Consider the following 25,683-nt stretch of genomic DNA (forward strand, 5'->3'; position numbering starts at 1 on the left):
GCGCAACATCAAAACTTGCGCTTCGTGCTAGTATTGCTAACGCTGCATCCCTGGTGCTGGATCGGGAGCATGGGCTACAACCAAACCGACGCCCAAACGTTTCACGCGTTTCGAGATTTTTGGTTGGTCGCCTTTCGCTCCGCGAAAGTGCGTACGCGAACAAATTGCTAGCACGAAGCGCAAGCGAGTGATTCTCGAGTGATAAAAGTATGCGCATTCACTCGCTTGCGCTTCGTGCTAGTATTGCTGGCGCTGCATCCCTGGTGCTGGATTGGGAGCATGGGCTACAACCAAACCGACGCCCAAACGTTTCACACGTTTCGAGATTTTTGGTTGGTCGCCTTTCGCTCCGCGAAAGAGCGTACGCGAACCATTTACGAGCACGAAGCGCAATACTAGCACGAAGCGCAAGCGAGTGATTCTCGAGTGATAAAAGTGTGCATTCACTCGCTTGCGCTTCGTGCTAGTATTGGTGGCGTTGCATCCCGAGGTGCCGGATTGGGAGCATGGGCTACAACCAAACCGACGACCAAGCGTGTCACGCGTTTCGAGATTTTTGGTTGGTCGCCTTTCGCTCCGCGAAAGTGCGTCCGCGAACAATTTACTAGCACGAAGCGCAAGCGAGTGATTCTCGAGTGATAAAACGGTGCGCGTTCACTCGCTTGCGCTTCGTGTTAGTATTGCTGGCGCTGCATTCCGGGGGGATGGGCTCAATACGGCGATCAACTGTTTCATTATTTCAAGCTCAACGGCAGGTAGTTCCGCAGAATGGACGCACGTTTCGACTGGATCGCTAAACGACTGAAGCAATTCGATGGCGAAGGGGCGACGCGGCGACTGGCGCCTCGGCAATCGCAGCCCAGCCGGATGGTGATCCAATCCGAGGGCATCAACATGGTGAACTTCGGTTCCAACGATTACTTGGGATTGGCGGCGGAGCAATCGACCCAGCGGCCTGAACATGGATCGATGGGGAGTGGTTCGAGCGCACTGGTCACCGGATTTTCTCCCGTTGCGTTGCAGTTGCAACAACGACTGGCCCAGTGGGAAGCGACCGAGAGCTGCGTTTTGTTCCCGAGCGGATTCGCAGCTAACTTGGGGACGATCTCCGCTTTGGCCGAAGCGGGGGATCTGATCTTGAGCGACGCCGCGAACCACGCGAGCATCATCGACGGCTGTCGCTTGTCGAAGGCGCAGCGATTCGTCTACCCGCACAACGACACGTCGGCCGTCGCCGCGCTGTTGGAAACGCATCGGCGGCGATTTGCGCGGGTCTTCATCGTCACCGACAGCGTCTTCAGCATGGATGGCGACTTTGCGCCGCTGGAGGCGTTGTGCGATCTGGCCGACCGATACGATTCGATTCTGATCGCCGATGAAGCGCATGGAACGGGAGTCTTTGGCGATTCTGGCAGCGGGTTGTGCGAGCACTTGGGAGTCAAACATCGGGTGCCGATTCGGATCGGCACGCTCAGCAAAGCGATCGGCGCGATGGGCGGTTTTGTTGTCGGGCCGCAAGTCGTCACCGACTATCTGGTGAACCGAGCCCGATCGATGATCTACAGCACGGCCCTGCCACCGGCGCTCGTTTCGGCGGCGCTTGCCAACGTGATCCAGATTCAAGAGGAACCGCAGCGGCGGGCGCAGCTGTTTGAACTCTCCCAGCGGCTGCGCGATCGCGTCGCCAGCAAGTGGCGGCTGCCGCCGATGTCGACTCCCGGGCAGATTGTTCCGTTTGTTGTTGGCAGCAACGAGGAAGCGGTTCACGCCTCGCAGCGGCTGGCCGATGCCGGTCTGTTTGTCCCCGCGATTCGGCCGCCCACGGTTCCCGCGGGGACGGCGCGATTGCGGGTGAGTCTGTCGTCGAGTCACAGCGACGAAGAGATCGATCGCTTGGCGGAGGCGTTGTGCGGGCTGCGATGATCGGCAGCGCGGCATCACATCGATCGGCGCCCTGGGCGGGCGCGATCTACTCGCGCGGACGCAACTGATAAAAGAGCGCCTTCTTTTGATCGGGCAACGCGTAATCGAAGCCGCACGATTGCAGGAACCGTTCCGACGAACTGATCGCCATCACCTCCATCACTCCCAATTCCCGGGCTCGCATCGCACAACGGCGGACCAATTCGTGGCCGATCCCTTGGTTGCGGAACCTTTCGGAAACGGCCAGGCACTGAATTTCGGCCAGCTTGCGGCTGTAGATCTCGACCGCGGCAAATCCGATGCAGACGTCGGCTTCGAAGGCGACGAAGCCGTGTTTGCTGAGCACTTGGACCTCTTCCTCGCTGCGGCGCAACAACAGCCGATCGGCGAAGAAGGGTTCCAGGAATTCCCAGATCACCGCAGCGTCGTCCGCTGTCGCTTCACGAATTGTTGTGCTCATTAATGTCTTTCATTTTACCGCGTTAGAGGGAGATGGGATCCGTAACGCAAGATCATCGGCAGCGCGTCGGGCGGCCTTGGGGAACTTCAAAAAATTACGCTTGCCGCGAGCTCGTCGCACAGCACCAACGTTGAATGACTTGTCGATAGACTTCCACGCCACGATCCAGTTGCTGCAGATCGATCCATTCGTCGACGGTGTGGGCTTGGGCGATATCGCCGGGGCCACAGACGACCATCTGCTTGAACGCGTTGAAAATTCCCGCATCGGTTCCGTAGCAAACGGTTTTCGATTTTTCCGATCCGGTTAGTTCAACCATCTCGCGAACAAACGGAGCATCGGGATCGATCCACATCGGACCGCAACCGTTGATCCGTTGGAAGGCGATCCCCAGTTCGTCGGCTTTGGCTTGCACTTGAGCGACCAATTCGCTGCCGTCGATGCCGGGCATCGTTCGCAGACTGCCCCATGCCTGGCACTTCGCAGGAGTCACGTTGATCGCGGTCCCGCCGCCGGTGATGCCGATGTTCCAGGAGAGGTCGGGCGGATCGAAGCGGCTGTCTTGCAGAGTGGGATCGCTTTGCGTTTGTTCGTAGATCGACTTCAACAGTTGCAGCATCGAGATCATCGGCAGCGTGGCGTTGACGCCGTCGCGCGAGCTGCTGTGCCCCGCCTTGCCGCGGCTGGTCAGTCGAAAGCCGTCGATCCCTTTGTGGGCGTGGACGATGTCCAGCGAAGTCGGTTCGCCGATCACGGCGACCGGTTGTTGTTCGACCATCTGGCGATACAGCTGCGACTGGTCAGCGACGTTCCGCGCGCCGCCAAAACCTGTCTCCTCGTCGGCGGTGACGACGATCCACAGCGGCGCTTGCTGTTGTGTTGCTGTGACGCTTTCGGCGGCGATCAACATCGCGGCCAGCGAGCCTTTCATGTCGCAACTGCCGCGGCCGTACAGCCGCCCCCCCTCGATGATCGGATCAAATGGATCGTTGCTGCCGGGGCCCTGCCAGTCGTCGACTGGGACGACATCGTTGTGCGCGAAGTAGGCCAGCCCGCCAACTCCCTCGCCACGGCGTGCGACCAGACTGACCTTCGTGACGCCCGCGGGGTCGATGTAAGAGACGCGTTCGGTGGTGAAGTCCAACCGATCCAATCGCTGCTGGATAAACGCAGCGACATCTTCGTTGCAGCGGTGGCTGACCGATGGAAAGCGAATCAGATCGGACGTTAAGTCGACGACGGGCGACATCAAACAAACCTTTGGGGGTGGCGACGGAATGGAACAAGAGAACCTTGGGAGGTCAAAAGGTTCGCCCGCGCGTGAGGATATCGATCGGTGAGGGCGTTGTCGACGGGCGGACTCGCGTTAGGGGAAGATCGCTTTGACTTCCGCTTCCAATCCTGTCACGTCGGCGTCGGCCGATTGCCCGGCAACGCGTTGCCAATCTTTAAACGCCGCCTCGCGATCGGCTGGCCTCGAATCCTTCTGAACGCACAACCACGCCGCTCGGAAAGCCGTCAGCAGCGCTTCGTCTTTGGGGAGCGAGAGTGGCGCCAAGGCGCTGGCGACGACTGCGGGAAGCGTCGCTCGCGGGTAGGTCTTGTTCCGCCCGGGAAGCCGCAGCGTCAGTTCGGTCGGGGTGACTTCGACCACGGCAACTTTCAAACCCTCGCGGATCTCCAGCGTATCGAGCGGTTGAGCCAGCGTGCGATCGATCGCAGCTTGATACTCTCCGGCGTAGTGGACCAATCGTCGGCGAGCCGCTGCGGATTGCTTTTGGTCGGCGGTCTGAGCCAGGTCGTACGCCTTTTCAGCCAGCGGCATCATTTGATCCCAGTCGCCGGCAGCGATTGCATCGCGGGCCTGTTTGGTCGCCGCCGTCGCAGCTTGAACCATCGCCGCCGAAGGGGCTTCCGGTTCGGAAGGTGTGGCCGGCTTGGGATCTTCCGCCATCGGGATCTCTTCGACAGTCGTCATCTCCATCGATGGGCCTGAATTCATCGGCTGATTCATATCCATCGACGGCGACATGTTATCCATGTTGTTTTGGTTGGCCATCATGCCCTCCATTCCTCCGTCGGGTACGGGACCATCGTTGGTCAGCAGCACGCCCATCTGGATTCCCGAATCCTCGACCGTCGACTGCGTGGGAGAGCCCTCGGGCAACAGATCACCCATCACGTTGTCGCGTGGTCGCTGGGGGGCGGCCGCCGGAGCAGCAGCGGGCGCGGCGGGACGTGTCTGAGCGATCTGCGCGGCATGGTCCTTTTCGCGGTCCATCAACAGCTTGACGCAGTAGCCCATCGCGCCGAACAGGCCGAGCACAAATAGCGTCATGAAGATCCCGGCGATCGGCAATCCTCGCTTGCGACGGACTCGTGTTTTGGGAGTGTCGACGATCGCATCGCTGATGACAGCCGTCGCCGCCGTCTGCCCAAACGGATTCTCCTCTTCGATCGGCTCCAGATCGTCGTCGGCCATCTCCAGCGTCTCTTCGATTTCCTGATCGATCTGTTCGGGATCTGAGGAGAGCGCTTCGAACGCCGCCGCCATATCGAAGCTGGCAAACGGGTCTCCCTCCGGCAGCCAGCCTGCTAGCGGGTCGGTTGCCCCCGCCGCCGCACCGGTTGCCGCGCCGACGGTCGCGACGGCAGGCTGCGTTTCGCCGACAGCCATCGAATCGAAAGTGCTCCGCAAGCGGCTGTCGTATTTGCCCTTCTGCTCCGGATCGCCAAGGATCTGCTGAGCCTTGTTGACGCTCTTGGCCGCCTGAGCCCATGCGGTTGGATCGGCACTCTCCTTGGCAGCTTTTAAGCTAGCAATCCGCGTTCGGATCGCAGCTCGAATCGTTGCGTCGTCCGATTCCAGCACCTCCAGCCCAAAGATCTGGTAGGCGTTGGGTCGCTCGATTCGCGGGTCCAGCCCCAGTAATTGGTGCATTTCGGACATGGGAGGCCTTCTTTTGTTGTCTTTAAAATGTGTCTCGCAGTCGCATCGTTCCGACGCGCCAGATCGGATCGAGTTCCATCGCGCGGCGGCTGTCGCTGCGTTCGAGCTGCTGACGGAATCCACAACATGGTCGGCGAACAGCCAGCATCTGAACCATCAATAATAGCCTGAAGAGCTGTTTTTCGCGAAGCGACATTCGAAAAACTGCAGCTTCCAGCCCGATTGGCCGCTCGTTATATCCCCACTAAACCCGCTCAGGCGTTTTCCGGGTTGACATCGCCCGGCGGTTTCGGCGAATAGGTTGGCTGGGTATAGCCCGCGGGCGATCGGTGCGCAATCTCTGTCGACCGATCGCGTGCCGGCCTGATCGATTCAAAGAATATCGCGCGAGACGTCCGTCATGAAAGAAATCAATCGTCGCCAGTGCCTCGGCGGTCTGCTGGTCACAGGAGCCGCAGCAGGAGTCGCCTCATGTGGATGCCGCAGCGCCCCATACACCGGCCGCAAACAGTTGCTGATCTATCCCGAAGGGAAGGAGATGTCGCTGGGATCGGAAGCTTACGGGGAGGTGACGAAAGAGACTCCGCTGAGCGAAAACCCGCAATACACAGCGATGGTCCAACGCGTTGGCGAGCGGATCGCGGCGGTCGCCGGCCGCAGCGATTTCGAGTGGGAATTCAAAACGCTGCAGAGCGAAGAGCAAAACGCGTTCTGCCTGCCCGGTGGCAAGGTCGCCGTTTACGAGGGGATTCTGCCGGTCTGCCAGAACGAAGCGGGGTTGGCTGTCGTGATGGGGCACGAGATCGCTCACGCGTTGGCTCGCCACGGCGGGGAACGGATGAGCCAAAACGCGGCGGTGCAAGGCGTCCAGACGGCAGCCAGCTACATCCTGCAGAATCAGGAAGAGACGAAGAAGGAGATGATCTTCAAAGCCTACGGGATGGCGACCGAATATGGCGTGCTGTTGCCCTTCAGCCGCAAACACGAATCGGAAGCCGATGAGATCGGGATCACGCTGATGGCCAATGCCGGTTACGATCCTGCGGAGGCTCCCAAATTCTGGACTCGCTTTGGCGCAGCCGGTACGGGGGAGAAGCAGCCAGAGTTCCTGTCGACCCACCCGTCGGATGAACGCCGGTCCCAAGATCTCGAAGCGTTGTTGCCCGGTGCGCGGGAACTATATGAACAGGCTGCCGAGAAGGTTGGGTTGGGCGAAGCGATCTCCTGATCGTTATTGCTTCATGTGCTCGCTCGAAAACGCAGCGTCAGTTGCGTTGCCCAGCTCTTTCAGCTTCTGCCTCGGTGTGTGCTGAAGCCAAGAACAGCAGCGTCGATTCAATGCGGCCGATCTTCGATCCAAGGCCGCCGGCCGTGCTGGCCGGCGGGGAAGAGAAGCGGCTGCCGTCCGCAGCGTGAGCTGCAGCGAGAGAAATCGCTAGGCAGATTTTGCAAGTACGGCATACATGTTATCGCTTAAAGGAAACTTATCCAAAACGTTCTGTCGCGCAACGGCAAACTGCGACTCATGCGCCAGCCTCTGGAGCGTTTTCGGTGTGAAATAGTTGACGTGATCTGGGTATCGAAACCCACACCACTTCCGTCCCCGAATCAGGCGATTCCAACAATCGAAATTTGGGACTTTGAGGACCACGGCTCCGTTCGGCGCGAGAACGATGTGAAGTCGCTGAAGAAGTTGCAGCGGTTGGCATTCGTGCTCAAGAAATGAAGACATCAGTGCTAGGTCGATGCTATCGGGTTCCAGATCTGAGATTCCATCGATAGCGTTTGCACAAATCACCTTTCCACCTATCGGCGCAATCTTCTCTTCCGATAGCAGAGCGAGCTCCTTCGATACTTCAATGCCAATAGGCAGGACGTCGCGGCCAAGTTGCGCAAAACGACAGTGGACTTCCAACATAAGATCGCCCCATCCGCAGCCGATATCCAGGACTTTCAGGGGCTTCGAATGGTCCTGAGTTTGCATGACGTCGAAGGCAACGGACGCGATTTTGTTGCGTTTCGGTGCGATAAATGATTTCACGTTTTTGGCGAATGACGAAACACGTGTCATCACAGGCTCAGCCGTTTCGCGGCGTTGCCGTTCCGCAAAGTGCGTTTTTTCCCAAGCAAATTCTGATTCAAGCTGGGAGTATTCGGGCGGATTTGCCAGAAACACAAAGCCTGTTTCCTGACAACGGACGATTTCCCACGAGTCCTGGCAAAAGTCCGTTTTGTCGACGTCGGTATCTCGTTTGAGAATTGGGCAGGTATGGCGCAACGTAATACATTCCTCCGCGCGGGTGTCTACGCCCGCGTCAAAAAACGACCAAGTTTAAGTATCCCAACTTGAAGCGTGTCGCGAACGGAGGACAGGGTTGTCCGGCGTGCTGAGACGTTTCGCCGACACGATTCTGGTTGACTCTTAGCAGTTGTTGTGGAGTCGACGGTAGGCCAGATTGACGGGTTCTTTGTCTTGGGGAGGGAATGACTGCCGTGGTCCTTGAATGGCGTATAGAATCCCTTTATGGGGTTGTCGCTGCTAAGCAATGAAAATTATCTGCGCGAAAAGTCTCGCTCCTGCTCACGCATTTGTATGCAAAGCACCCAACGATATTTTCGGGCTTTTTGAACTGAGTCTTGTGAGCATCAGTTCCGTTGTACGTCGGTTGGCGACGGCAAGTCATTCTGGCGAGACAATCTGCTTCTTGTTTCTCAAGATCGTGTGCGACATCCAGTTCCTTCAGCTTCTGTCGCGCCGGGGCGCTGCGCTCTGCAAACGCGGGTTGGGGCTCAGGTGCGAGGTTCGGAAATCCGCAGCGCTTGATTCTGACAAGTCGCTCCTACGCGTAAAACTTGCTGGCGCTTGTTTTCCGAGCCTGCCGGCTGTTCGCCGGGGAGCAAATGCAAGTCGCAGAAATCGCCGGTAAGAGCGAAACGTCGGCTGCGGCGGACGGGTGAAGCAAGTTGTTGATATTCGGGTGTGGAGAACCGCAGACCGTCGGTGTTGTGGGGGAACTGCAGGTCCAATGGACGTGCAGTCGCTTGGGCGATGCGTTAGAATACGGGCTTTCCTGCTCGCTTTTTACTTTTGCTCCAGGTGCATCGCATGGGTCTGTACCGTCACAGCGGACGCGTTCCGATCACTGGATTGATCTTGTGCAGCTTGCTGCTGACACCGTTGGCGATTTTTGGGGGGGCGGCCTACAGTGCCGCGATGGTTTTTCTCCCCTTCATCAAACTGAAGTGGCTGATCAGTCTGCTGTTTGCTGCGGCGGCTGGGTTTATCGTCGGTAAGGTTTGTCTAGCGGGGAAGGTCCGCAATCGCGGTTTTGTGATCTTGGCAACCGTCAGCACGATGGGACTTGCCTACTACGTATCATGGGGAGTGCAGCGTTTTTGGTTGGTGGTAGGTGAGTTGGGATTTGAGGGGGCGATCGACAACGTCGGCTTGGCCGATCTGTTGCCGCTCTCGCTAGCAGCCTGGGTGACCTGGCTGTTCGAAAACGGATTGTGGAGCATGCGTGGGGGAGCCGACACGATCAAGGGTTGGCCCTTGGTGGCGCTGTGGGGGATCGAAGCGGCGACGCTATTTGTCACCAGTTGGACGCTGGCACTTGGCACGTATGGCTTCCGGCCATTTTGTGAAGCCTGCGAACGCTGGACGACGTTGGATGTGGGGATTGCAGAACTGCCGGTCGATGTCGACGATCCGGCTTGGGCGGAGGTTCGCGACGGTCGATTCGAAGCCTTGCGTCATTTGAAGATCAATCCCGCCGAAGACCGACACGCCCGCATCGATCTAGCGACCTGTCCCGAATGTGAAACCAGCGACCACGTGCTGATCTCGGGGGTCGTTTACGCGGTCGATAAAGAAGGTAATTTGACAGCAAACGAGACGCCGATCATCGAGTATCTGCATATGACGCGTGAGAAGACGAACGAGCTGCGCGAGTTTGCGGCGGAGTTGAACGAAGCTGTCGAGTTGATGCGAGCCGATGAAGAAGCGTTGAGTGAAGAGCCGACCGATGAATAGGTTTGCCGGGGCAGAACGAGACGCAGTCGCTTGAGTACGAGGTTGATGTTGGAGTAAATGTTTGGCTGACGAACGAAATCCGAGTGTCGATACATCCAATTCGGCTGCGGCTCGCGATCATCATACGACCGAACACGGGTACGTCACCGCTCACGATCCATGTGTCGACCGCACGTTGTTGTTGCCCGGCATGCATGTCGATCGTTTTGTGATCCAGCAGGAGGTTGGCCGCGGTGGATTTGGGATCGTCTACAAGGCGTTGGATCCCAATCTGGGACGGCACGTCGCTATCAAGGTTCCCAGAGCCGACTTTTTGACGACCTCCACCGATCGACTGTATCGGGAAGCGAAGATCGTCGCGACGTTGGAACACGAAGGGATCGTGAGAGTCTACGAAGCGGGGACCGACAGCGAGACGTCGTTCATTGTTTCGCAGCTTTGCGAAGGTCCCGACCTGCACACCTGGATGCTCGATCGCGCGAACCGGCTGTCGTTTGTGCAGGCTGCCGAATTGATCGCCCAACTGGCCGATGCGTTGAGCTATGCACATCGTCATGGCGTTTTGCATCGCGATGTCAAACCGGGCAACGTGTTGTTGTTTCCGCTGGCAACGCCGACGTCGGACGATGGACCACTGCCGGGCCACGCATTGCCGTTCCAGCCACGGTTGACCGATTTTGGGCTGGCGTCGATGCAATCGAGCGATTGGGCGATCACTCGCAACAGCGTCGCGATCGGCACTCCGCTTTATATGGCTCCGGAATGTTTCGCTCGCGGCGACCAGACGCCTGGTGAACCCGCCGACATCTATGGTCTAGGAGCTGTGCTGTTTGAACTGTTGATCGGCAAGCCGCCTGTCAGAGGTGAGCATTTTGGGCAACTGTTGCACAGCATCACCAACGAGGTTCGCGAGTACCCGCATCAACTGGATGCTCGGGTTCCGATCGATCTTTCGATCATCTGCAACAAATGCCTTCGCAAAGATGCCGAGGATCGGTACGCGTCGGCTGGCGATTTACGCGACGATTTGAGACGCTTTCTGCAGGGTCAACCGATCGACGCCCGCGTGCCGACGTGGCGCGATCGGTTTGCCAAATGGTGCCAACAGCCGCAGCGAATTCGGATCGCCGGTGCCAGCTCGTTTTGGTTCCACTTGATGCTTGTCCCTTGGTTGGTAGGCCAGTTGTTGCTGCTGGGGAACATGGGGGCGATCCCGCGGGATATTTTAGTTCGCAGTCTGATCGATGCCTTTTGGGTCTCCGTCGTCCTGCATCTTCCCCAGGTCTGGCTCGGCTATCGACTTGCCAAAGGAAGCCGCTGGGCCTTTTGGCCCTCTGCGATCACAAGCGTTTTGAGCCTCTGCGTGTTTGCAGCTTCCGCATTTTCGCAGCAAGCATTGTTCGACTATATGTACCCCTCATCGGTATCGAAAGTCGCAACCTTTTCTCTGCTGATCTCCGCTGGCAGCATCGTGCTGGGGTGCTACGTGCTCGCCATCCCGGCCTATTTGCGATCTCGCCGCCACGCTGCTTGACCGGTTTCTTGCAATCGCCCTCGTCTGTGTCATGCTGGTTGGTAGCCCGACCGTTCGCCGATCCGGTAGAATGTTCGGGCAACGGTTCGATCCCCCAGCAACCGTCCCCATCCGATTCCCACCCGTCGCCCCCTGCGACGGACGCCCGCCTAACCTTCGAGAGTTTGCCCATGTTCGATCGACGCTGCCTGCTTGCGCTGGGGCTTGTGCTTTTTTCTATCGGTTCGCTTGCTGCTGCCCCGTCGCGTCCCAATGTCGTTTTCATCCTGACCGACAACCACGGCGCATGGACTCTCGGTTGTTATGGTAACCAAGAGATCAAGACGCCGCATCTGGACAAACTGGCTGCCGAAGGCGTTCGCTTCGACAACGCCTTTGCCGTCAATCCGGTCTGTTCGCCCAACCGGGCAACGCTGCTGACCGGCTTGATTCCCAGCCAACATGGCGTGCACAGCTACCTGCACGGCGGACGCTGGCAGACCGGACCTGACGCTCGCAATACGATCGCCCCGTTTATGTCGGTCCCTGCCGTCTTGAAGGAATCCGGCTACGCGTGCGGCTTGGTCGGCAAGTGGCATCTGGGCGGCAACATGAGTCCGCAGAGTGGGCTGGACGATTATTGGATCACCAAACCTGTTGGCGGCAGCGGCACGTTTTATGGCGACCAGGTGATCGAAAACGGCAAGCAACGCAGCGAACCGCAATACACCACCGATCTCTGGACCGACCACGCGGTGAAGTTCATTCGCCAACAGGCAGCGGTCGAAAAACCGTTTTTCTTGTACCTCGCCTACAACGGCCCCTACGCTCTGAGCAATCTGTTGTTGCGCGAAGGAAAGAACCGACATGCCGAAGCGTATCGCGGGAAGAACTTGGATTCGTTCCCCGATGGCAAACCGCATCCATGGCAATACAACAACAAAGACTTCCAAAACAATCCGGTCTCGATCTCCCGCGTGGCGACCGAAATCAGCGGCATCGACGATGGCGTTGGCGAGATCATGCAGACGCTTGCCGAACTGGGAATCGATGAAAACACCATCGTCATCTTTACCGGAGACCAAGGCTGGGCCGGCGGCCACGGTGGGCTGTTTGGCATGGGCGATCACACGCGTCCCACGATGGTGACCGATCCGATGATGCAGGTGCCGCTGATCTGGCGTCACCCCGGTGCGATCGATGCGGGGAAGACCAGCGATCTGCTGACCTGCAACTACGACTTTGCCCCCACGCTGCTGAACTATCTGGGACTCGGCGATTCGATCCCGGAATCGGCCAATCTGCCTGGTCGCGATACCAGCGGCGAACTGCGCGGCCAGCCGTTGCAGCGTTCGGTCGACGATGCGGTCTTCTTCGAATTCGAGACGCTCCGTTCGATTCGCACCAACGACTGGAAATTGATCCGACGCTTTCCCAACGGCCCCGATGAACTGTTCGATCTGAAAGCGGATCCCGAAGAGCAATACAACCGGATCGCAGACCAATCGCAAGTCGCGGGCGATCTGTCGGCGCGGCTGGAGCGATTCTTCAACGAGCACGCCGATCCGAAGTACGACCTCTGGAATGGAGGGGATGCGCAGACGGTGTTGTTCGAGCCGGTACCGGAAAAGAAGCAGCCGTTGCCCGCCGTCGAACCGCCAGCCCTGCCCGAGGGCTACGCTCCGGCAGAGCTCACGGTTCCCGAGGGCTACAGCGTCGAACTGGTCGCCGGTCCGCCGATGATCCAGCATCCGATGATGGCTTCGTTCGATGATCGCGGGCGATTGTTCGTCGCCGAAAGCGCGGGGCTGAACCTGCGCAGCGACGACTTGGAAGAACAGCTGCCCAATTCGATCGTGATGTTGGAGGATACCGATCGCGACGGCCGGTTCGATCGACGCAGCCTGTTTGCCGACAAGATGACGCTGCCGATGGGAGCCGCTTGGCACGCCGGATCGCTGTACGTCGCCGCCCCGCCAAATATCTGGCGACTGCAGGATACCGACGACGATGGCGTCGCCGACGTCCGCGAGAAATTGGTCAGCGGGTTTGGATACAACGGAAACGCGGCGAGCATTCACGGTTGCTTCGTCTCGCCCGACGGCCGGATCTATTGGTGCGATGGCCGGCACGGACACGAATTCAAAGACGACGCCGGGAACGTGACCAGCAAGGGTTCGGGATCTTATATCTTCTCCTGCCGTCCCGACGGTTCGGATGTTCGAGCCCATAGCGGCGGCGGGATGGACAATCCTGTCGAAGTCGACTTCACCGAAACGGGCGACGTTTTCGGAACCGTCAATATTCTCAAGACCTCGCCTCGCGAAGACTGCTTGGTCCACTGGCTGCACGGCGGCACCTATCCTCACTCGCAGCGGGTGCTGGGTGAATTCAAGCGGACCGGTGATCTGCTGGAACCGGTATTCAGTTTTGGTCACGTCGCCGTCTCGGGGCTGGCCAGGTATCGCAGCGGCGTGATCGACCGTTCGTTCCGCGACGACATCTTTGTGACGATCTTCAACACCGGCGAGGTGGTCCGCTGCACGTGGAACGAAGAGGGATCGAGCTTCCGTTCGGAGATGTCTCCATTCCTAAAGTCCTCCTCGCCCGATTTCCATCCGACCGACATCCTGGAGGATGCCGATGGCAGCTTGTTGGTCGTCGACACCGGCGGCTGGTTTCGCATCGGTTGCCCGACATCACAAATTGCGAAACCGGAGCAGTTCGGCGGCATCTATCGGATCACTCGCGATGGCGTTACAAACCTTCCCGATCCGTGGGGACATGAACTCGATTGGCAGGATCCACCGATCTCCGACTTGGTGCGACGATTGCGAGACACGCGGTTTAAGGTTCGCGAGCGAGCGATCGCCGAATGTGCGGCTCGCGGCGACCAAGCCGTTGCGTCGCTGAAGTCGACGATCGATCGGCAGCCTTATCCCGACGGACGCCTTGGTGCGTTGTGGGCGCTGGCGCGGATCGGCACTCCCGCCGCTCAAGCGGTTGTTCGCCAGGCGTTGACCAATCGGTTTGCACCGATGCGAAAAGCGGCTTGCCAGATCTTGGCGAGTAACCCCGACCCCGAGGCAACGCCTGGCCTGATTGAATTGTTGCAAGACGATTCGCCCCAGATCCGCCGCGTGGCGGCGAAGGCGTTGGGGCGAACCGCCGATCCGGCCGCTGTCGGTCCGCTGTTGGCATCGCTGTCGCACAGCGTCGATCGTTCCGAGCAGCATGCGATCATCTACGCATTGATCGAGATCGATGCGATCGATCCGACGCGCGAGGGTTTGGTTGCCGAATCGGCTGCGACGCGATTGGGAGCACTGATCGCGATCGACCAGCTCGACTCCGGTTCCCTGACGGCCGAAGAGATGACGCGTCTGTTGGATGATCCCGACGATGCCGTTCGCGCCGCGGCGCTGCAGATTATTCGCCAGCATGCCGAGTTCCGCGACGCGGCGCTGGCGACGTTGCAGCAGTGGTTCGGCGACGGCCGCGATGTCACCGAACTGCTAGCCGCCTTTCTCTCGGATCCCTCGATCGCCGCCTGGGCTGCGGAGCAGTTCAGCTCGCCGTCGTTGAACGACTCGCAGCGCCGCGAATTGCTCACCGCGATCGCCCGCGCCGAATCGCCTCATTCCGCATCGTTGGCATCGGTGGTCGTCAAGCAGTTGGCCGACGCGGAGGATTCGCAGCGGATGCTGCTGATCGCCGCAGCGGGTAATTTGCGCAGCCCGCAGATCGCCGAATCGCTCGCCGCGATCGCTCACGATTCCAAAACATCGACCTCGGTTCGGTTGGCCGCCGTCGCCGCCGCTTCGGTAAACAACAAGTCGTTGGACGCCGAATCGTTTGAATTGTTGATCGAGACGCTAGCCGATGAAGCTGCCGGAACCGACGCCAGCAGTGCCGTTGCGATCCTCAGCCGCGCCTACCTGACCTCGCCGCAACTGATCCAGCTCAGTCGACATCTGCGGGGGCTCAGTCCCACATCGTTGGCCGATCTGTTGGTCGCCTACAGCCGCGATCGGAACCCCGAGGTGGCGTTGGCGCTGATCGAAGCGTTGCAATCGTCGACTCACGGCGGGCTGTTGTCCGAGGCACAGGTCACCGTGGCGATCGGCGGGCATGCTCCCGAGGTTCGAGCTGCTGCCGATCCGTTGTTGGAACGCATCCGCCAGCACGCCCAGACGACTTCGGAAAAACTGGCTCGCTGGAAATCAAAGCTCTCCAGCGGCGATCCGGTTCGCGGACGCGAGGTCTTCTTTGGCAAGAAGGCTCAGTGCGCCAGCTGTCACCGCGTTGGCGATGCTTCGCTTGCCGGCGGTGCGGTCGAGGGGAACCCGATCGGTCCCGATCTATCGCGGATCGGCCGGATCCGCGGAGCGCACGATCTGTTGGAAGCGATCCTGTTTCCGTCGGCCAGTTTTGCTCGCGAGTTTGAACCGTACAGCGTGCTGACCAGTTCGGGCCAGCTGCTCAACGGACTGCTGAAGCAAACCGGATCGATCGACACGGTGACGCTTCAAGGAGCGACGGGCGATCCGATCGAGATCGATCGCGACGAGATCGAACAGATGAAACCGGGCAGCGTCTCGATCATGCCGCAAGGGCTGCACGAATCGTTGACCGACCAAGAGATGGCCGATCTGATCGGGTATCTGCAGTCGCTGCGTTAGGCGGTCGATTGGAACGCGGTTTTATTGCGTGCGATCGGCTAAAGCCTTTACTCCAACGCGATCGGCTAAAGCCTTTACTCCAGCGCTTTAGGGCGTGAGGCCTTGGAAGACGGTTTCCAGTCGGTCGCGGGCGGCTTGCGCCTGCGGATCTTGGTTGTCCGCATCGGGTTCGGCGGGAAGCGATCGGGCGTCTTTTAAGGCATCCGATTGGCGGAACAGCCGCCACGATCCGTCGAATAGATTTTCCTCTTTGCCGATCCCTTGATGCGTCCAGGGACGCGTTGGTCCAGGTTGGCCGTGGATTTGAGCGGCGATGCTGTGCCCGTCGATCGACAGTCCCTCGGGGATCGATGTTCCTGTCAGTTCGCAGAACGTCGGAAACAGATCGACGACGTCGACCAGGTCGTCGCAGACCTGCCCCGCCGGAACGCTAGGTGGTCCCCAGACGATCAGCGGAACGTGAGTGCCGGCATCGCCGAGTTTGAACTTGCCGCCGTCGACGTTCCCGGCGCGGGTGTGCCGCGTGTGACGTCGCTGCCCAGGTTCGTTGGCTCGCGGATTGCGAAAGTCTTCCTCGTGCGTGCCGTTGTCTCCCATGAACAGCACGTAGGTGTTGTCTCGCAGTCCCATCGAATCGACAGCGTCCAAAAGGCGGCCGACCAGATGGTCCATGTAGTTGATCATGTGATCCAATTTCGCGGGGCGGCCCAGTCGGCGATCCTCCGGCGTGGCGATGATCGGATCGTGCGGCAGCATTTCATTGTGGACGATCAGAAACGGTTGCTCTTTCGCTTGAGCGTCCCGCATCTGGTCGATCACGTAATCGACAAGCACGTCGGGGCCAAAGCGGTCGGCGATGTCGTCGCGAACTTGGCCGTCTTGATTAAGCGTCGGGTTCCAATGCCGCAGCGTCTTCTTGCCCTGCAACCAGATCTGCCAGACGCACCATGAATCGAAACCGGCGTCGCGGATGTGATCGGGCCAATATTCGAGTGTCGCCAGTTGCCATTTGCCCGTCACGCTGGTGGCGTATCCTGTCGACCGGATCGATTGAGCGAAGGTTGGCATCGCTTGGAAATCGACAGTCTTTTTGGTCCCGCGGTGGACCGGCAATACGATCGTGTGTTGGTGTCGCGTGGTGTAGAGACTGGTGTGCAAGCTGACTCGCGTCGGCGTGCAGACGGGACTTGCGTAGGCGCGGGAGAATCGAAGCCCCTCGGCCGCCATCGCGTCCAGTCGTGGCGTCTGGAAATCGAGGCCGCCGTAACAGCCCAACGCCTCGTAACCGATGTCGTCGGCCAGAATCAAAAGGACGTTGGGACGGTCGTCGGCGGTGAGCGACGTCGACAACAAAAGCAGCAACAGCGGAAGCGTGCGGAGCGGATTTGGCATCGGCTTGGGCATCTATAAAGGGACAGCGGGCGAGCGACATCTCGCAGCACCATCGATCGTGCAGCGACCGCGAGAAAAGATTGGAGTGCCAGTATATTAGCAGCACGCCCAATGTCGAGCTTCGCCCGCCGGACGCCCTACTGCGCGGCGGGGTTGTCGTAACGCTCCAACGATCGCGGCCCAACGGTTTGAAGCGAGTTGCTCGCTTCGCGGACTCGCACCTCCGGTCCGGTCACGACGATCAGCAACGCTCCATCACGCACCCGGGCAGCATATCCCGACGCATCCTCCTCTTGCACGCCATGGTTCTCCATCGCGCTCCACACACTGCCACCAACCGCTCCCGCAGCCATCCCCACGATCGGCCCGGCGAGCAGCATCGGGCCAACCATCGTCGCGGTGCCCAACAGGCCTCCCAAGGCTCCGCCGATCAACGCACCAACGCCCGTCGTCTTGCTGCCCGGCGGTTGAACTCCTGTCTCTTTCCCGGATCCGGACAATTGGGCGAAGCTTGGATCGGTCACTCGCGTGATCGTCGATACCTCGTCACGCGTGTAGCCCGCTTTCTCCAAAACCCGAAGCGCGGTAGCAAAGTCGTCTCGGTTGTCGAACTCCGCGATCACGCAGTATTCGGCGTCGTTCTGCTGGCTGGCCTCCGGTTCTGCGTCAGTTGGCGGGGATTGCTTCGGCGTCATGGTCGCTGCGTTTTCGGGAAACTCCATCGGCGGGTGACGCGTTGGAGTGATTCCGCCGGGGACCTCGACGTAGATTCGTTCTCCGCAATGAGGGCATCCGACCGCTCGATCGTCCACCTCCCGATGGCACTTGGGACACGCGGTGTGATTCAGCGGCGGCTCTTGATGTTGTGGACACATGGCAATTGCTCCTCTTTCCGACTCGATCGGTTCGAAACACGGAGCGTTGTCGACTGACAACATCACCGGCTGCGTTCAGCGCGGTCGCTCCGCAAATACGCACCCGCGGAAAAGTAGAGGGCCATTGTCCCGTTGCCTTCCGCAGTTGCATTTAGAAAGTTATGCATTTTGCGTGCCGCCGCGCGAGATCGTTGCTGTCTGGTATCGCACCGCTTAGCTTTGGCCGCAAAGGTGATTGCAATCCGCAGTATTAGCGACCAGCGCGGTCGATCAGCCAGCAGATCTTTGGCCGCAACCGCTTCGGTGACGCAGGCTCGCCGCCGGGGAGACGCAGCAGCATTTGCTGCGTGAAAGAGAGGGGGCCCACGAGTGATTGTGGGACCAGCGAAATCCAGCCGCGGTGCAAACGCGCGGCGATAAGAATGAAGGGCGAGTGATTAAAAGTTCGCTGGGCTTTCTGCCTGCAGTTGCTGCGATGTCACAGCAACCGCATGGCATCCTCGCCTGGCCAGCGGATCGACTTCCTAGTGGTTGATCCGGAAGTTGGTCTTGAGGACCGCGTCGTTGAAGTCGCGGTCGCCAAGATTCTTCAAGTCTTCGATGCCAATCACCGTTCCGCCATCGTGCGTATCGGTGTAGCGGAAGTGGTCCTTGCCATCGAGGTTGAACTGGGCATCGGAGAAGAAGACGTCGGCATGGACCGCCCTCCCGTCGGCTATCAGACCGCCGTGGCCGTCGAAGTCGAGCGACTTTGCACCGGCGAAGTTGCTGCCGTTGGCGATCACGAACATGTGCAGATCTTGATCGACGTTGTTGGAGACCGTGCCAGTCGCTTGATGGTTGGTGTTTCCTACAAGGACTTGGAAGTTCGTCGGTTTCCCTTGAGCATCCAGTTCATAGGTTCCAATCACGTTGTTGAAATCAGCACCCTCGGAAACGAAATCCAGTCGACCCGTCTGATTGGCTTCGCTGCCGTGACCTCCGGTGTCGACTTTGTCCTGAGTGTTGTTCTCCTTGGCGTCCGCGTCATGCGGGTTCTCCACCTTGGCCGCCGGCTTCGCATTGTGAGCGTCGTCACCAGCATCGACTTGTGGTTCGTGAGGATCGTCGCCACTCGAGCCATTGCCGATGTCCAAGATCTTGCCACCTTGAACCTTCACGTTTTCGATGTTGTCGAAGTGGATCTCGAAGCTCATCTTCTGATTGGTCAGCGCTCCGTGGCCATCGCGAGCCGACATGATCGTATTGATACTGATCTTGCCGTCGGCGATCGTGATGTCCTTCTCTGGGATGTTTGAAAGATCGATTGTGTTGTGACCATCGCCGCCATCGACAGTGAACTTGTCGCCGTTTTCTGCGCCACTGAAGGAGAAGTTGTCATCGCCCGTGGTGCCGATCACCTTCTCGATGTTCTGGAATGTGACCTTCTCGCCACCCACGTTCGCTACGCCGCTGGCGACATTAATCTCCGCTGGTTTATGCGCATCGGGTGGCAGTTCCGACAGGTCCAACGTGTCGTTGCCCGCACCGCCGTTGACCTTCACGTTTCCAGCTTTGGCGACGATCACATCGTCACCCGCTCCACCGTTGGCGACATCGTTTTTGCCAGCGATGATCTTGTCATCCCCATTGTCGCCGTTGAGCGTATCGCGAGTTGTATCGTCGCTGCCGTCGATGACGTCGTTCCCTTTGCCCCCTCGCAGCGTATCGGATCCTTCACCGCCGGTCAGAGTGTCGTTGCCTTCGTTTCCGTCGATGATGTCGTTGCCGGCACCACCTTCGATGACGTCGTCACCTGCTCCGCCGGAGATGCGATCGTTCCCATCGCCGCCATCGATCTTGTCGTTGCCGTCACCGCCGTTGATCGTATCAACTCCAGCTCCGCCATCGATATGGTCATTTCCTGCACCCCCTTCGATCTTGTCGTTCCCATCGCCGCCGCTAAGGTTGTCGTTCCCTTTGCCGCCGTCGATCACGTCGTTCCCTTTACCGCCGTCGATGACATCGTTGCCGTCGCCGCCGTTGAGTTTATCGTTGCCAGCTCCACCTTCGATCTTGTCATCGCCAGCTCCACCGTCGAAGTTGTCAGCGATATCGCTGCCGACTTGATGATCGTTGCCATCGGTAGCTTGGTTCTGTTCATGCCGAGCAACTTCTCCTTCGATGTCCAGCACCTTACCACCTTCGACCTTGACGTTTTCGACGTTATCGAAGTGGATCTCGAAGCTCATCTTCTGATTGGTCAACGCTCCGTGGCCATCGCGAGCCGACATAATCGTGTTGATGGTGATCTTTCCATCGGCGATCGTGATGTCCTTCTCGGGAATGTTTGACAAATCGATCGTGTTGTGGCCATCGCCGCCATCGACAGTGAACTTGTCGCCGTTTTCTGCGCCACTGAAGGAGAAGTTGTCATCGCCCGTGGTGCCGATCACTTTCTCGATGTTCTGGAATGTGACCTTCTCGCCACCCACGTTTGCTACGCCGCCAGGGACGTTGATCTCCGCTGGCTTATGCGCGTCGGGGGGCAGTTCCGATAGGTCCAGCGTGTCGTTGCCCGCACCGCCGTTGACCTTCACGTTTCCAGCTTTGGCGACGATCACATCGTCACCCGCTCCGCCATTGGCTATATCGTTTTTGCCAGCGATGATCTTGTCATCCCCATTGTCGCCGTTGAGCGTATCGCGAGTTGCATCGTCGCTGCCGTCGATGACGTCGTTCCCTTTGCCGCCTCGCAGCGTATCGGATCCTTCACCGCCGGTCAGAGTGTCGTTTCCTTCGTTTCCATCGATGACATCGTTGCCGGCACCACCTTCAATGACGTCGTCACCTGCACCGCCGGAGATGCGATCGTTCCCATCGCCTCCGTCGATCTTATCGTTGCCGTCACCGCCGTTCAGAGTGTCGGCTCCAGTTCCGCCTTCGATGTGGTCGTTCCCATCACCACCTTCGATCTTGTCGTTCCCATCGCCGCCGCTAAGGTTGTCGTTCCCCTTGCCGCCATCGATCACATCGTTCCCTTTACCGCCGTCGATGACATCGTTGCCGTCGCCGCCGTTGAGTTTATCGTTGCCGGCTCCTCCTTCGATCTTGTCATCGCCAGCACCGGCGTCGAACGTGTCAGCGATGTCGCTGCCGACTTGATGGTCGTTTCCGTCGGTGGCTTGGTTCTGTTCATGCCGAGCAACTTCGCCTTCGATGTTCAGCACCTTACCACCTTCGACCTTGACGTTTTCGACGTTGTCGAAGTGGATCTCGAAGCTCATCTTCTGATTGGTCAACGCTCCGTGGCCGTCGCGAGCTGACATGATCGTATTGATGGTGATCTTGCCATCGGCGATCGTGATATCCTTCTCGGGGATGTTCGACAGATCGATCGTGTTGTGGCCATCGCCACCATCGACAGTGAACTTGTCGCCGTTTTCTGCGCCACTGAAGGAGAAGTTGTCATCACCCGTGGTGCCGATCACCTTCTCGATGTTCTGGAATGTGACCTTCTCACCACCCACGTTCGCTACGCCGCCGGGAACGTTGATCTCCGCTGGCTTATGCGCATCGGGTGGCAGTTCCGATAGGTCCAGCGTGTCGTTGCCCGCACCGCCGTTGACCTTCACGCCGCCAGCTTTGGCGACGATCACGTCATCACCCGCTCCGCCGTTGGCTATATCGTTTTTGCCAGCGATGATCTTGTCATCCCCATTGTCGCCGTTGAGCGTATCGCGAGTTGCATCGTCGCTGCCGTCGATGACGTCGTTGCCTTTGCCCCCTCGCAGCGTATCGGATCCTTCACCGCCGGTCAGAGTATCGTTGCCTTCATTTCCGTCGATGATGTCGTTACCGGCACCACCTTCGATGACGTCGTCACCTGCTCCGCCGGAGATGCGATCGTTCCCATCGCCTCCATCGATCTTGTCGTTGCCAGCACCGCCGTTCAGAGTGTCGGCTCCAGCTCCGCCTTCGATGTGGTCATTGCCTTCACCACCTTCGATCTTGTCATTTCCATCGCCGCCGACAAGGGTGTCGTTTCCTTTGCCGCCGTCGATCACGTCGTTGCCAGCACCGCCGTCGATGTGGTCATTCCCGTCGCCGCCAGAGAGTTTATCGTTGCCAGCTCCACCTTCGATCTTGTCATCGCCAGCACCGGCGTCGAACGTGTCAGCGATGTCGCTGCCGACTTGATGATCGTTTCCATCGGTCGCTTGGTTCTGTTCATGGCGAGCGACTTCGCCTTCGATGTCCAGCACCTTACCACCTTCGACCTTGACGTTTTCGACGTTGTCGAAGTGGATCTCGAAGCTCATCTTCTGATTGGTCAGCGCTCCGTGGCCATCGCGAGCCGACATGATCGTATTGATGCTGATCTTGCCATCGGCGATCGTGATATCCTTCTCGGGGATGTTCGACAGATCGATCGTGTTGTGGCCATCGCCGCCATCGACAGTGAACTTGTCGCCGTTTTCTGCGCCACTGAAGGAGAAGTTGTCATCGCCCGTGGTGCCGATCACTTTCTCGATGTTCTGGAATGTGACCTTCTCGCCCCCCACGTTCGCTACGCCGCCCGGAACGTTGATCTCCGCTGGTTTATGCGCGTCGGGGGGCAGTTCCGACAGGTCCAGCGTGTCGTTGCCCGCACCGCCGTTGACCTTCACGTTTCCAGCTTTGGCGACGATCACGTCGTCACCCGCTCCGCCATTGGCGACGTCGTTTTTACCAGCGATGATCTTGTCATCACCTGCGTCACCGTTGAGCGTATCGCGAGTTGCATCGTCGCTGCCGTCGATGACGTCGTTGCCCGCGCCGCCTCGCAGCGTGTCGGATCCTTCGCCGCCGGTCAGAGTGTCGTTGCCTTCGTTTCCGTCGATAATGTCGTTGCCGGCACCACCTTCGATGACGTCGTCACCCGCACCGCCGGAGATGCGATCGTTCCCATCGCCTCCATCGATCTTGTCGTTGCCGTCACCGCCGTTCAGAGTGTCGGCTCCAGCTCCGCCATCGATGTGGTCGTTCCCATCGGTGCCGTTAAGCTTGTCCGCACCAGCTGTTCCAACGATGGTCGGTTCTGCCACCACAACGGGTTCGGGAACCTTGTTGGCTGGCGTTGTAGGTTCGGCAACTGGAGCTGGGGTGGGTGCCGTGGGATGACTAACGTTGGCAGGCGGATCGACGATAACAAGATCGGGAGTCTTGGCAACCGGCGTTGTGGTGTGCGTCGACGGATCGGCAACTGGTGTTGTCGGCTGGCTGCCGCTGTCTACCTTGTCGATCACCGGATCGGGAGTTGTCGCGACGGGTGTGGTAGTGCTTGGCGCCGGCGTGGTGGAATGACTTCCGCCTGTCGAAGTGTCGGTTACAACAGGCTCGGGAGTCTTGGCAACCGGCGCGGTGGTGTGTGTCGATGGATCCGGATCTGGTGTCGTCGTCTCGCTGTCTACCTTGTCGATCACCGGATCGGGAGTTGTCGCGACGGGCGTGGTGGTGCTTGGTGCCGGCGTGGTGGAATGACTTCCGCCTGTCGGCGGCTCGGTTACAACAGGCTCGGGAGTCTTGGCGACAGGTGTTGTGGTGTCTGGTGTAGGAGGTGGTGTTGGGGTATGGGTGGCGGTCGACGAGTCGACAGTTTTGGCAGGAGTGTCATCTTGCACTTCGACGCTAAAGTTGGCTTTGGTGCTGACGGCATCCAGATCGGTGTCGACTGCAACCACCTTGGCTGTCAGGTTGACGGAACCGCTGAAACCGGCAGCCGGATTCAGGGCGAGGTCGTCTAGCTGGTCGACGCGAACCAAAGCTTCGCCATTGTTCGCTGCGATCACATCGCCTCCACTGACCAAGCTCGAACCGTCGGGAAGGCCCTTGATCACGACCGTGGTTTGGGCGGCAGCTTGAGTGTCCACTTTGAGGTTCAGATCGATCGGACTGTTTTCGGTCCCCGTGACATCGACCGCGGTCACCTTCAGGTCGGGATCGATATCGATGTTGACGACTTGGGTGATGTCGCGCGAAACGCCGCCGTCGGTGGTCGGCACGCGAACGGTGATGTCAAAGTCGTCTGCCGATCCGGCAGGCGGTACGATCTTGACGCTGCTGAAGTCGTTGACATCGAGCACGACCTTGCCATTAAGCGGCGCGAACTCGAATCCGCCCGCCTCGACGCGAGCCCCGCCAGGCAGATTCTCCAGCGTCACCGCGGTGATCTTGTCGTCCCCCACGGCGGCTGCATTAATCGTCAGATCGACCTTCTCGCCAACGACCGCGGTGTCGGCAACTGCGTTCAGCTGTGCCGCTTCAACACCATCGTCGGGACCATCGCTGGTTCCCGCGACCACGTCGACCGAGAACTTGGCCAGATCGACCGCCGCATCGCTATCGCTATCGGTGACCAAGGCCGTGACCTTTAGATCGATCTTCCCCGAGAAGTCGTCAGCTGGCACGAATTTCAGATCTTTTAATTGGTCGCGCTGGACAAGTGTTTGGCCATCATTATTGTCCAATTCGATGTCTCCGATGGCCAGCGTGGAGTTCTCTGGCAGACCGCTGACGATCGTGAACAGATGGTCGGCCGCTTCGCTATCGATGTCGATCTTCAGGTCGATCGCGTCGCCTTGATTACCGCTGACATCGGCTGCGTTCACGTCGACGCTAGGATCGATCTCAACGGTGAACGTCTCTTGCGTTACGTTGCTGTCGTTACCATCGATCGTCGTTACGGAGATGGTGACATCAAAATCGTCAGCCGATCCGGTGGGCGGAACGATCTGCAGTTCATCCAGTTTGTCGACATCCACATCGACCTTGCCGTCGATCGGCTGCACCAACGTATCGCCAACCTGCACCTTCGCTCCCGTCGGCAGCCCCAAAAGTTCAACCTTCTCGATCTGGTCTCCGGTTTCAGCTTGAGCGCTGATCACCACATCGATCGGTTGACCGGGGACACCGGTCTCGGCGCTGACGGCAATCGTCGCGTCTTGTGCGCCACCATCGCCAGTGGAAACGCTGCTGTTGGTTGACGGCGAGTCGCTGTTGTCGCTCAGCAAATCATCTTGAGCATCGTCGATCTCCGTTGCTGCGAATAGATCCGCGCTGATCGGTACGGGTTCGATGAACAGTTGGTCCTCGACTGGAGATGTCGATCCGACGCTGATATCCTCCGCCGCTGCGGCGGGGTCGATCCCTTCGAGAGGACTCGCCGACATCAGCACCATCGGCTCCACCGTCTCCAGATCCGATACCCACGGTTTGCGTTCCGCAGGATCGTCGGTGCCGTTGCCCTTGGTGTCGCCCGAAAACGCTTTGATGATGTTTTTGATAGTCTTGTTCATCGATTTAGATCTTAGAAGTCAGAGGGTGGTGGTGATGGGATCGTGCGACTACGCCGAAAAAGCGTTCGGCCGGAAACGGTTGATGGAAACGGGATTCATGGAAGTGGAACGTTGAGGCGAAGACCACGCGTTGCCAAAACTTTTGTGAGTTCCCGAGCTGGAACGCGTTTGAGTCAACGCAACGCGATTCACGCCGGTTTGGGACAGCCAAGTGCGGTGTGCCTGCCCGTTGGACGGTCTTGCCGGAGACGGTGTGTCGTGTTGATGTGGTGTTCGGGAGGAGGCGACAGGCGATCCGATTGGGAGCACGTCAGTCGTGGCCGTGCATTCCGCGACGTCGATCGACTGGGCGGCGAGATGCGGTTTATGGCCAGCAGTCAGTGACTGCGTTTCGGCAACCGACGGCGAAAGATGAAACAGCCTCGTCCTATTCCGTTGCTGCATTACAAATAGCCCGTTGCTGTCGGGCGATGCTTGCGGAGCTCTACGATTCATTGCTGCGACTCCCGACGCCACGCGTTGCAATCCGCTGCGGCGGT

13 protein-coding genes are annotated in these 25,683 nt (G+C 59.1%); 5 read left to right on the plus strand and 8 right to left on the minus strand.

The features are described from left to right. The first annotated feature begins 768 nt into the window (after nucleotides 1-768). Nucleotides 769-1,923, plus strand: a complete 1,155-nt coding sequence (bioF, locus tag CA51_RS25165) for an 8-amino-7-oxononanoate synthase (RefSeq protein ID WP_145123856.1) — start codon at nucleotides 769-771, stop codon at nucleotides 1,921-1,923. A 46-nt stretch (nucleotides 1,924-1,969) separates the two neighbouring features. Here the strand turns inward: bioF and CA51_RS25170 are convergent, their stop codons facing one another. The 4 genes from CA51_RS25170 to CA51_RS26440 all read right to left on the minus strand — a co-directional run bounded on the left by CA51_RS25170 (nucleotide 1,970) and on the right by CA51_RS26440 (nucleotide 5,490). After that, a complete protein-coding gene (locus CA51_RS25170; RefSeq protein WP_145123857.1) occupies nucleotides 1,970-2,383 on the minus strand; it encodes a GNAT family N-acetyltransferase in 414 nt (137 codons plus the stop codon). 94 nt (nucleotides 2,384-2,477) lie between these two features. After that, a complete protein-coding gene (locus CA51_RS25175) occupies nucleotides 2,478-3,632 on the minus strand; it encodes a M20 family metallopeptidase (RefSeq protein WP_145123858.1) in 1,155 nt (384 codons plus the stop codon). Nucleotides 3,633-3,749: 117 nt separating this feature from the next. Continuing rightward, nucleotides 3,750-5,333 carry a J domain-containing protein gene (locus CA51_RS25180; protein ID WP_145123859.1) on the minus strand — a complete coding sequence of 528 codons (1,584 nt, stop codon included), beginning with the start codon at nucleotides 5,331-5,333 and terminating at the stop codon, nucleotides 3,750-3,752. Between the two features lie 22 nt (nucleotides 5,334-5,355). Beyond that, complete coding sequence (locus CA51_RS26440; RefSeq protein ID WP_261343043.1) at nucleotides 5,356-5,490, minus strand: hypothetical protein; 135 nt, start codon at nucleotides 5,488-5,490, stop codon at nucleotides 5,356-5,358. Nucleotides 5,491-5,733: 243 nt separating this feature from the next. Between CA51_RS26440 and CA51_RS25185 the strand changes: the two genes are divergently transcribed. Then, a complete protein-coding gene (locus tag CA51_RS25185; protein WP_145123860.1) occupies nucleotides 5,734-6,561 on the plus strand; it encodes a M48 family metallopeptidase in 828 nt (275 codons plus the stop codon). 207 nt (nucleotides 6,562-6,768) lie between these two features. Here CA51_RS25185 and CA51_RS25190 read toward each other — a convergent pair whose 3' ends face one another. Next, nucleotides 6,769-7,509, minus strand: coding sequence for a class I SAM-dependent methyltransferase (locus CA51_RS25190; protein ID WP_145123861.1), 741 nt, complete (start codon nucleotides 7,507-7,509; stop codon nucleotides 6,769-6,771). A 930-nt stretch (nucleotides 7,510-8,439) separates the two neighbouring features. Between CA51_RS25190 and CA51_RS25195 the strand changes: the two genes are divergently transcribed. From CA51_RS25195 to CA51_RS25205, 3 genes are all read left to right on the plus strand, one after another. Further along, nucleotides 8,440-9,366, plus strand: coding sequence for a hypothetical protein (locus CA51_RS25195; protein WP_145123862.1), 927 nt, complete (start codon nucleotides 8,440-8,442; stop codon nucleotides 9,364-9,366). A 61-nt stretch (nucleotides 9,367-9,427) separates the two neighbouring features. After that, nucleotides 9,428-10,900, plus strand: coding sequence for a serine/threonine-protein kinase (locus CA51_RS25200; protein ID WP_145123863.1), 1,473 nt, complete (start codon nucleotides 9,428-9,430; stop codon nucleotides 10,898-10,900). A gap of 170 nt (nucleotides 10,901-11,070) precedes the next feature. Next, nucleotides 11,071-15,561: a PVC-type heme-binding CxxCH protein gene (locus CA51_RS25205; protein ID WP_197451467.1), complete on the plus strand. Its 4,491-nt coding sequence runs from the start codon at nucleotides 11,071-11,073 to the stop codon at nucleotides 15,559-15,561. An 87-nt stretch (nucleotides 15,562-15,648) separates the two neighbouring features. On the opposite strand, the gene CA51_RS25210 is transcribed toward CA51_RS25205, so the two are convergent. The 3 genes from CA51_RS25210 to CA51_RS25220 form a co-directional block, all read right to left on the minus strand. Continuing rightward, the gene (locus CA51_RS25210) at nucleotides 15,649-16,953 is read right to left on the minus strand and encodes a sulfatase-like hydrolase/transferase (RefSeq protein WP_145123865.1); all 1,305 of its coding nucleotides are present in this window, start codon (nucleotides 16,951-16,953) and stop codon (nucleotides 15,649-15,651) included. A gap of 137 nt (nucleotides 16,954-17,090) precedes the next feature. Then, nucleotides 17,091-17,828 (minus strand): hypothetical protein, encoded by a 738-nt coding sequence (locus CA51_RS26315; RefSeq protein WP_231745893.1) that lies wholly within the window; start codon nucleotides 17,826-17,828, stop codon nucleotides 17,091-17,093. 524 nt (nucleotides 17,829-18,352) lie between these two features. After that, nucleotides 18,353-25,144 carry a DUF4114 domain-containing protein gene (locus tag CA51_RS25220; protein ID WP_145123866.1) on the minus strand — a complete coding sequence of 2,264 codons (6,792 nt, stop codon included), beginning with the start codon at nucleotides 25,142-25,144 and terminating at the stop codon, nucleotides 18,353-18,355. Nucleotides 25,145-25,683 lie beyond the last annotated feature (539 nt).

The organism is Rosistilla oblonga (assembly GCF_007751715.1).
GTDB lineage: Bacteria > Planctomycetota > Planctomycetia > Pirellulales > Pirellulaceae > Rosistilla > Rosistilla oblonga.

Coding starts and splice junctions, on each gene's coding strand:
- bioF (WP_145123856.1), top strand. CDS start 769: ATGGACGCACGTTTCGACTGGATCGCTAAACGACTGAAGCAATTCGAT.
- CA51_RS25170 (WP_145123857.1), bottom strand. CDS start 2,383: ATGAGCACAACAATTCGTGAAGCGACAGCGGACGACGCTGCGGTGATC.
- CA51_RS25175 (WP_145123858.1), bottom strand. CDS start 3,632: ATGTCGCCCGTCGTCGACTTAACGTCCGATCTGATTCGCTTTCCATCG.
- CA51_RS25180 (WP_145123859.1), bottom strand. CDS start 5,333: ATGTCCGAAATGCACCAATTACTGGGGCTGGACCCGCGAATCGAGCGA.
- CA51_RS26440 (WP_261343043.1), bottom strand. CDS start 5,490: ATGGTTCAGATGCTGGCTGTTCGCCGACCATGTTGTGGATTCCGTCAG.
- CA51_RS25185 (WP_145123860.1), top strand. CDS start 5,734: ATGAAAGAAATCAATCGTCGCCAGTGCCTCGGCGGTCTGCTGGTCACA.
- CA51_RS25195 (WP_145123862.1), top strand. CDS start 8,440: ATGGGTCTGTACCGTCACAGCGGACGCGTTCCGATCACTGGATTGATC.
- CA51_RS25205 (WP_197451467.1), top strand. CDS start 11,071: ATGTTCGATCGACGCTGCCTGCTTGCGCTGGGGCTTGTGCTTTTTTCT.
- CA51_RS25210 (WP_145123865.1), bottom strand. CDS start 16,953: ATGCCAAATCCGCTCCGCACGCTTCCGCTGTTGCTGCTTTTGTTGTCG.
- CA51_RS26315 (WP_231745893.1), bottom strand. CDS start 17,828: ATGTGTCCACAACATCAAGAGCCGCCGCTGAATCACACCGCGTGTCCC.
- CA51_RS25220 (WP_145123866.1), bottom strand. CDS start 25,144: ATGAACAAGACTATCAAAAACATCATCAAAGCGTTTTCGGGCGACACC.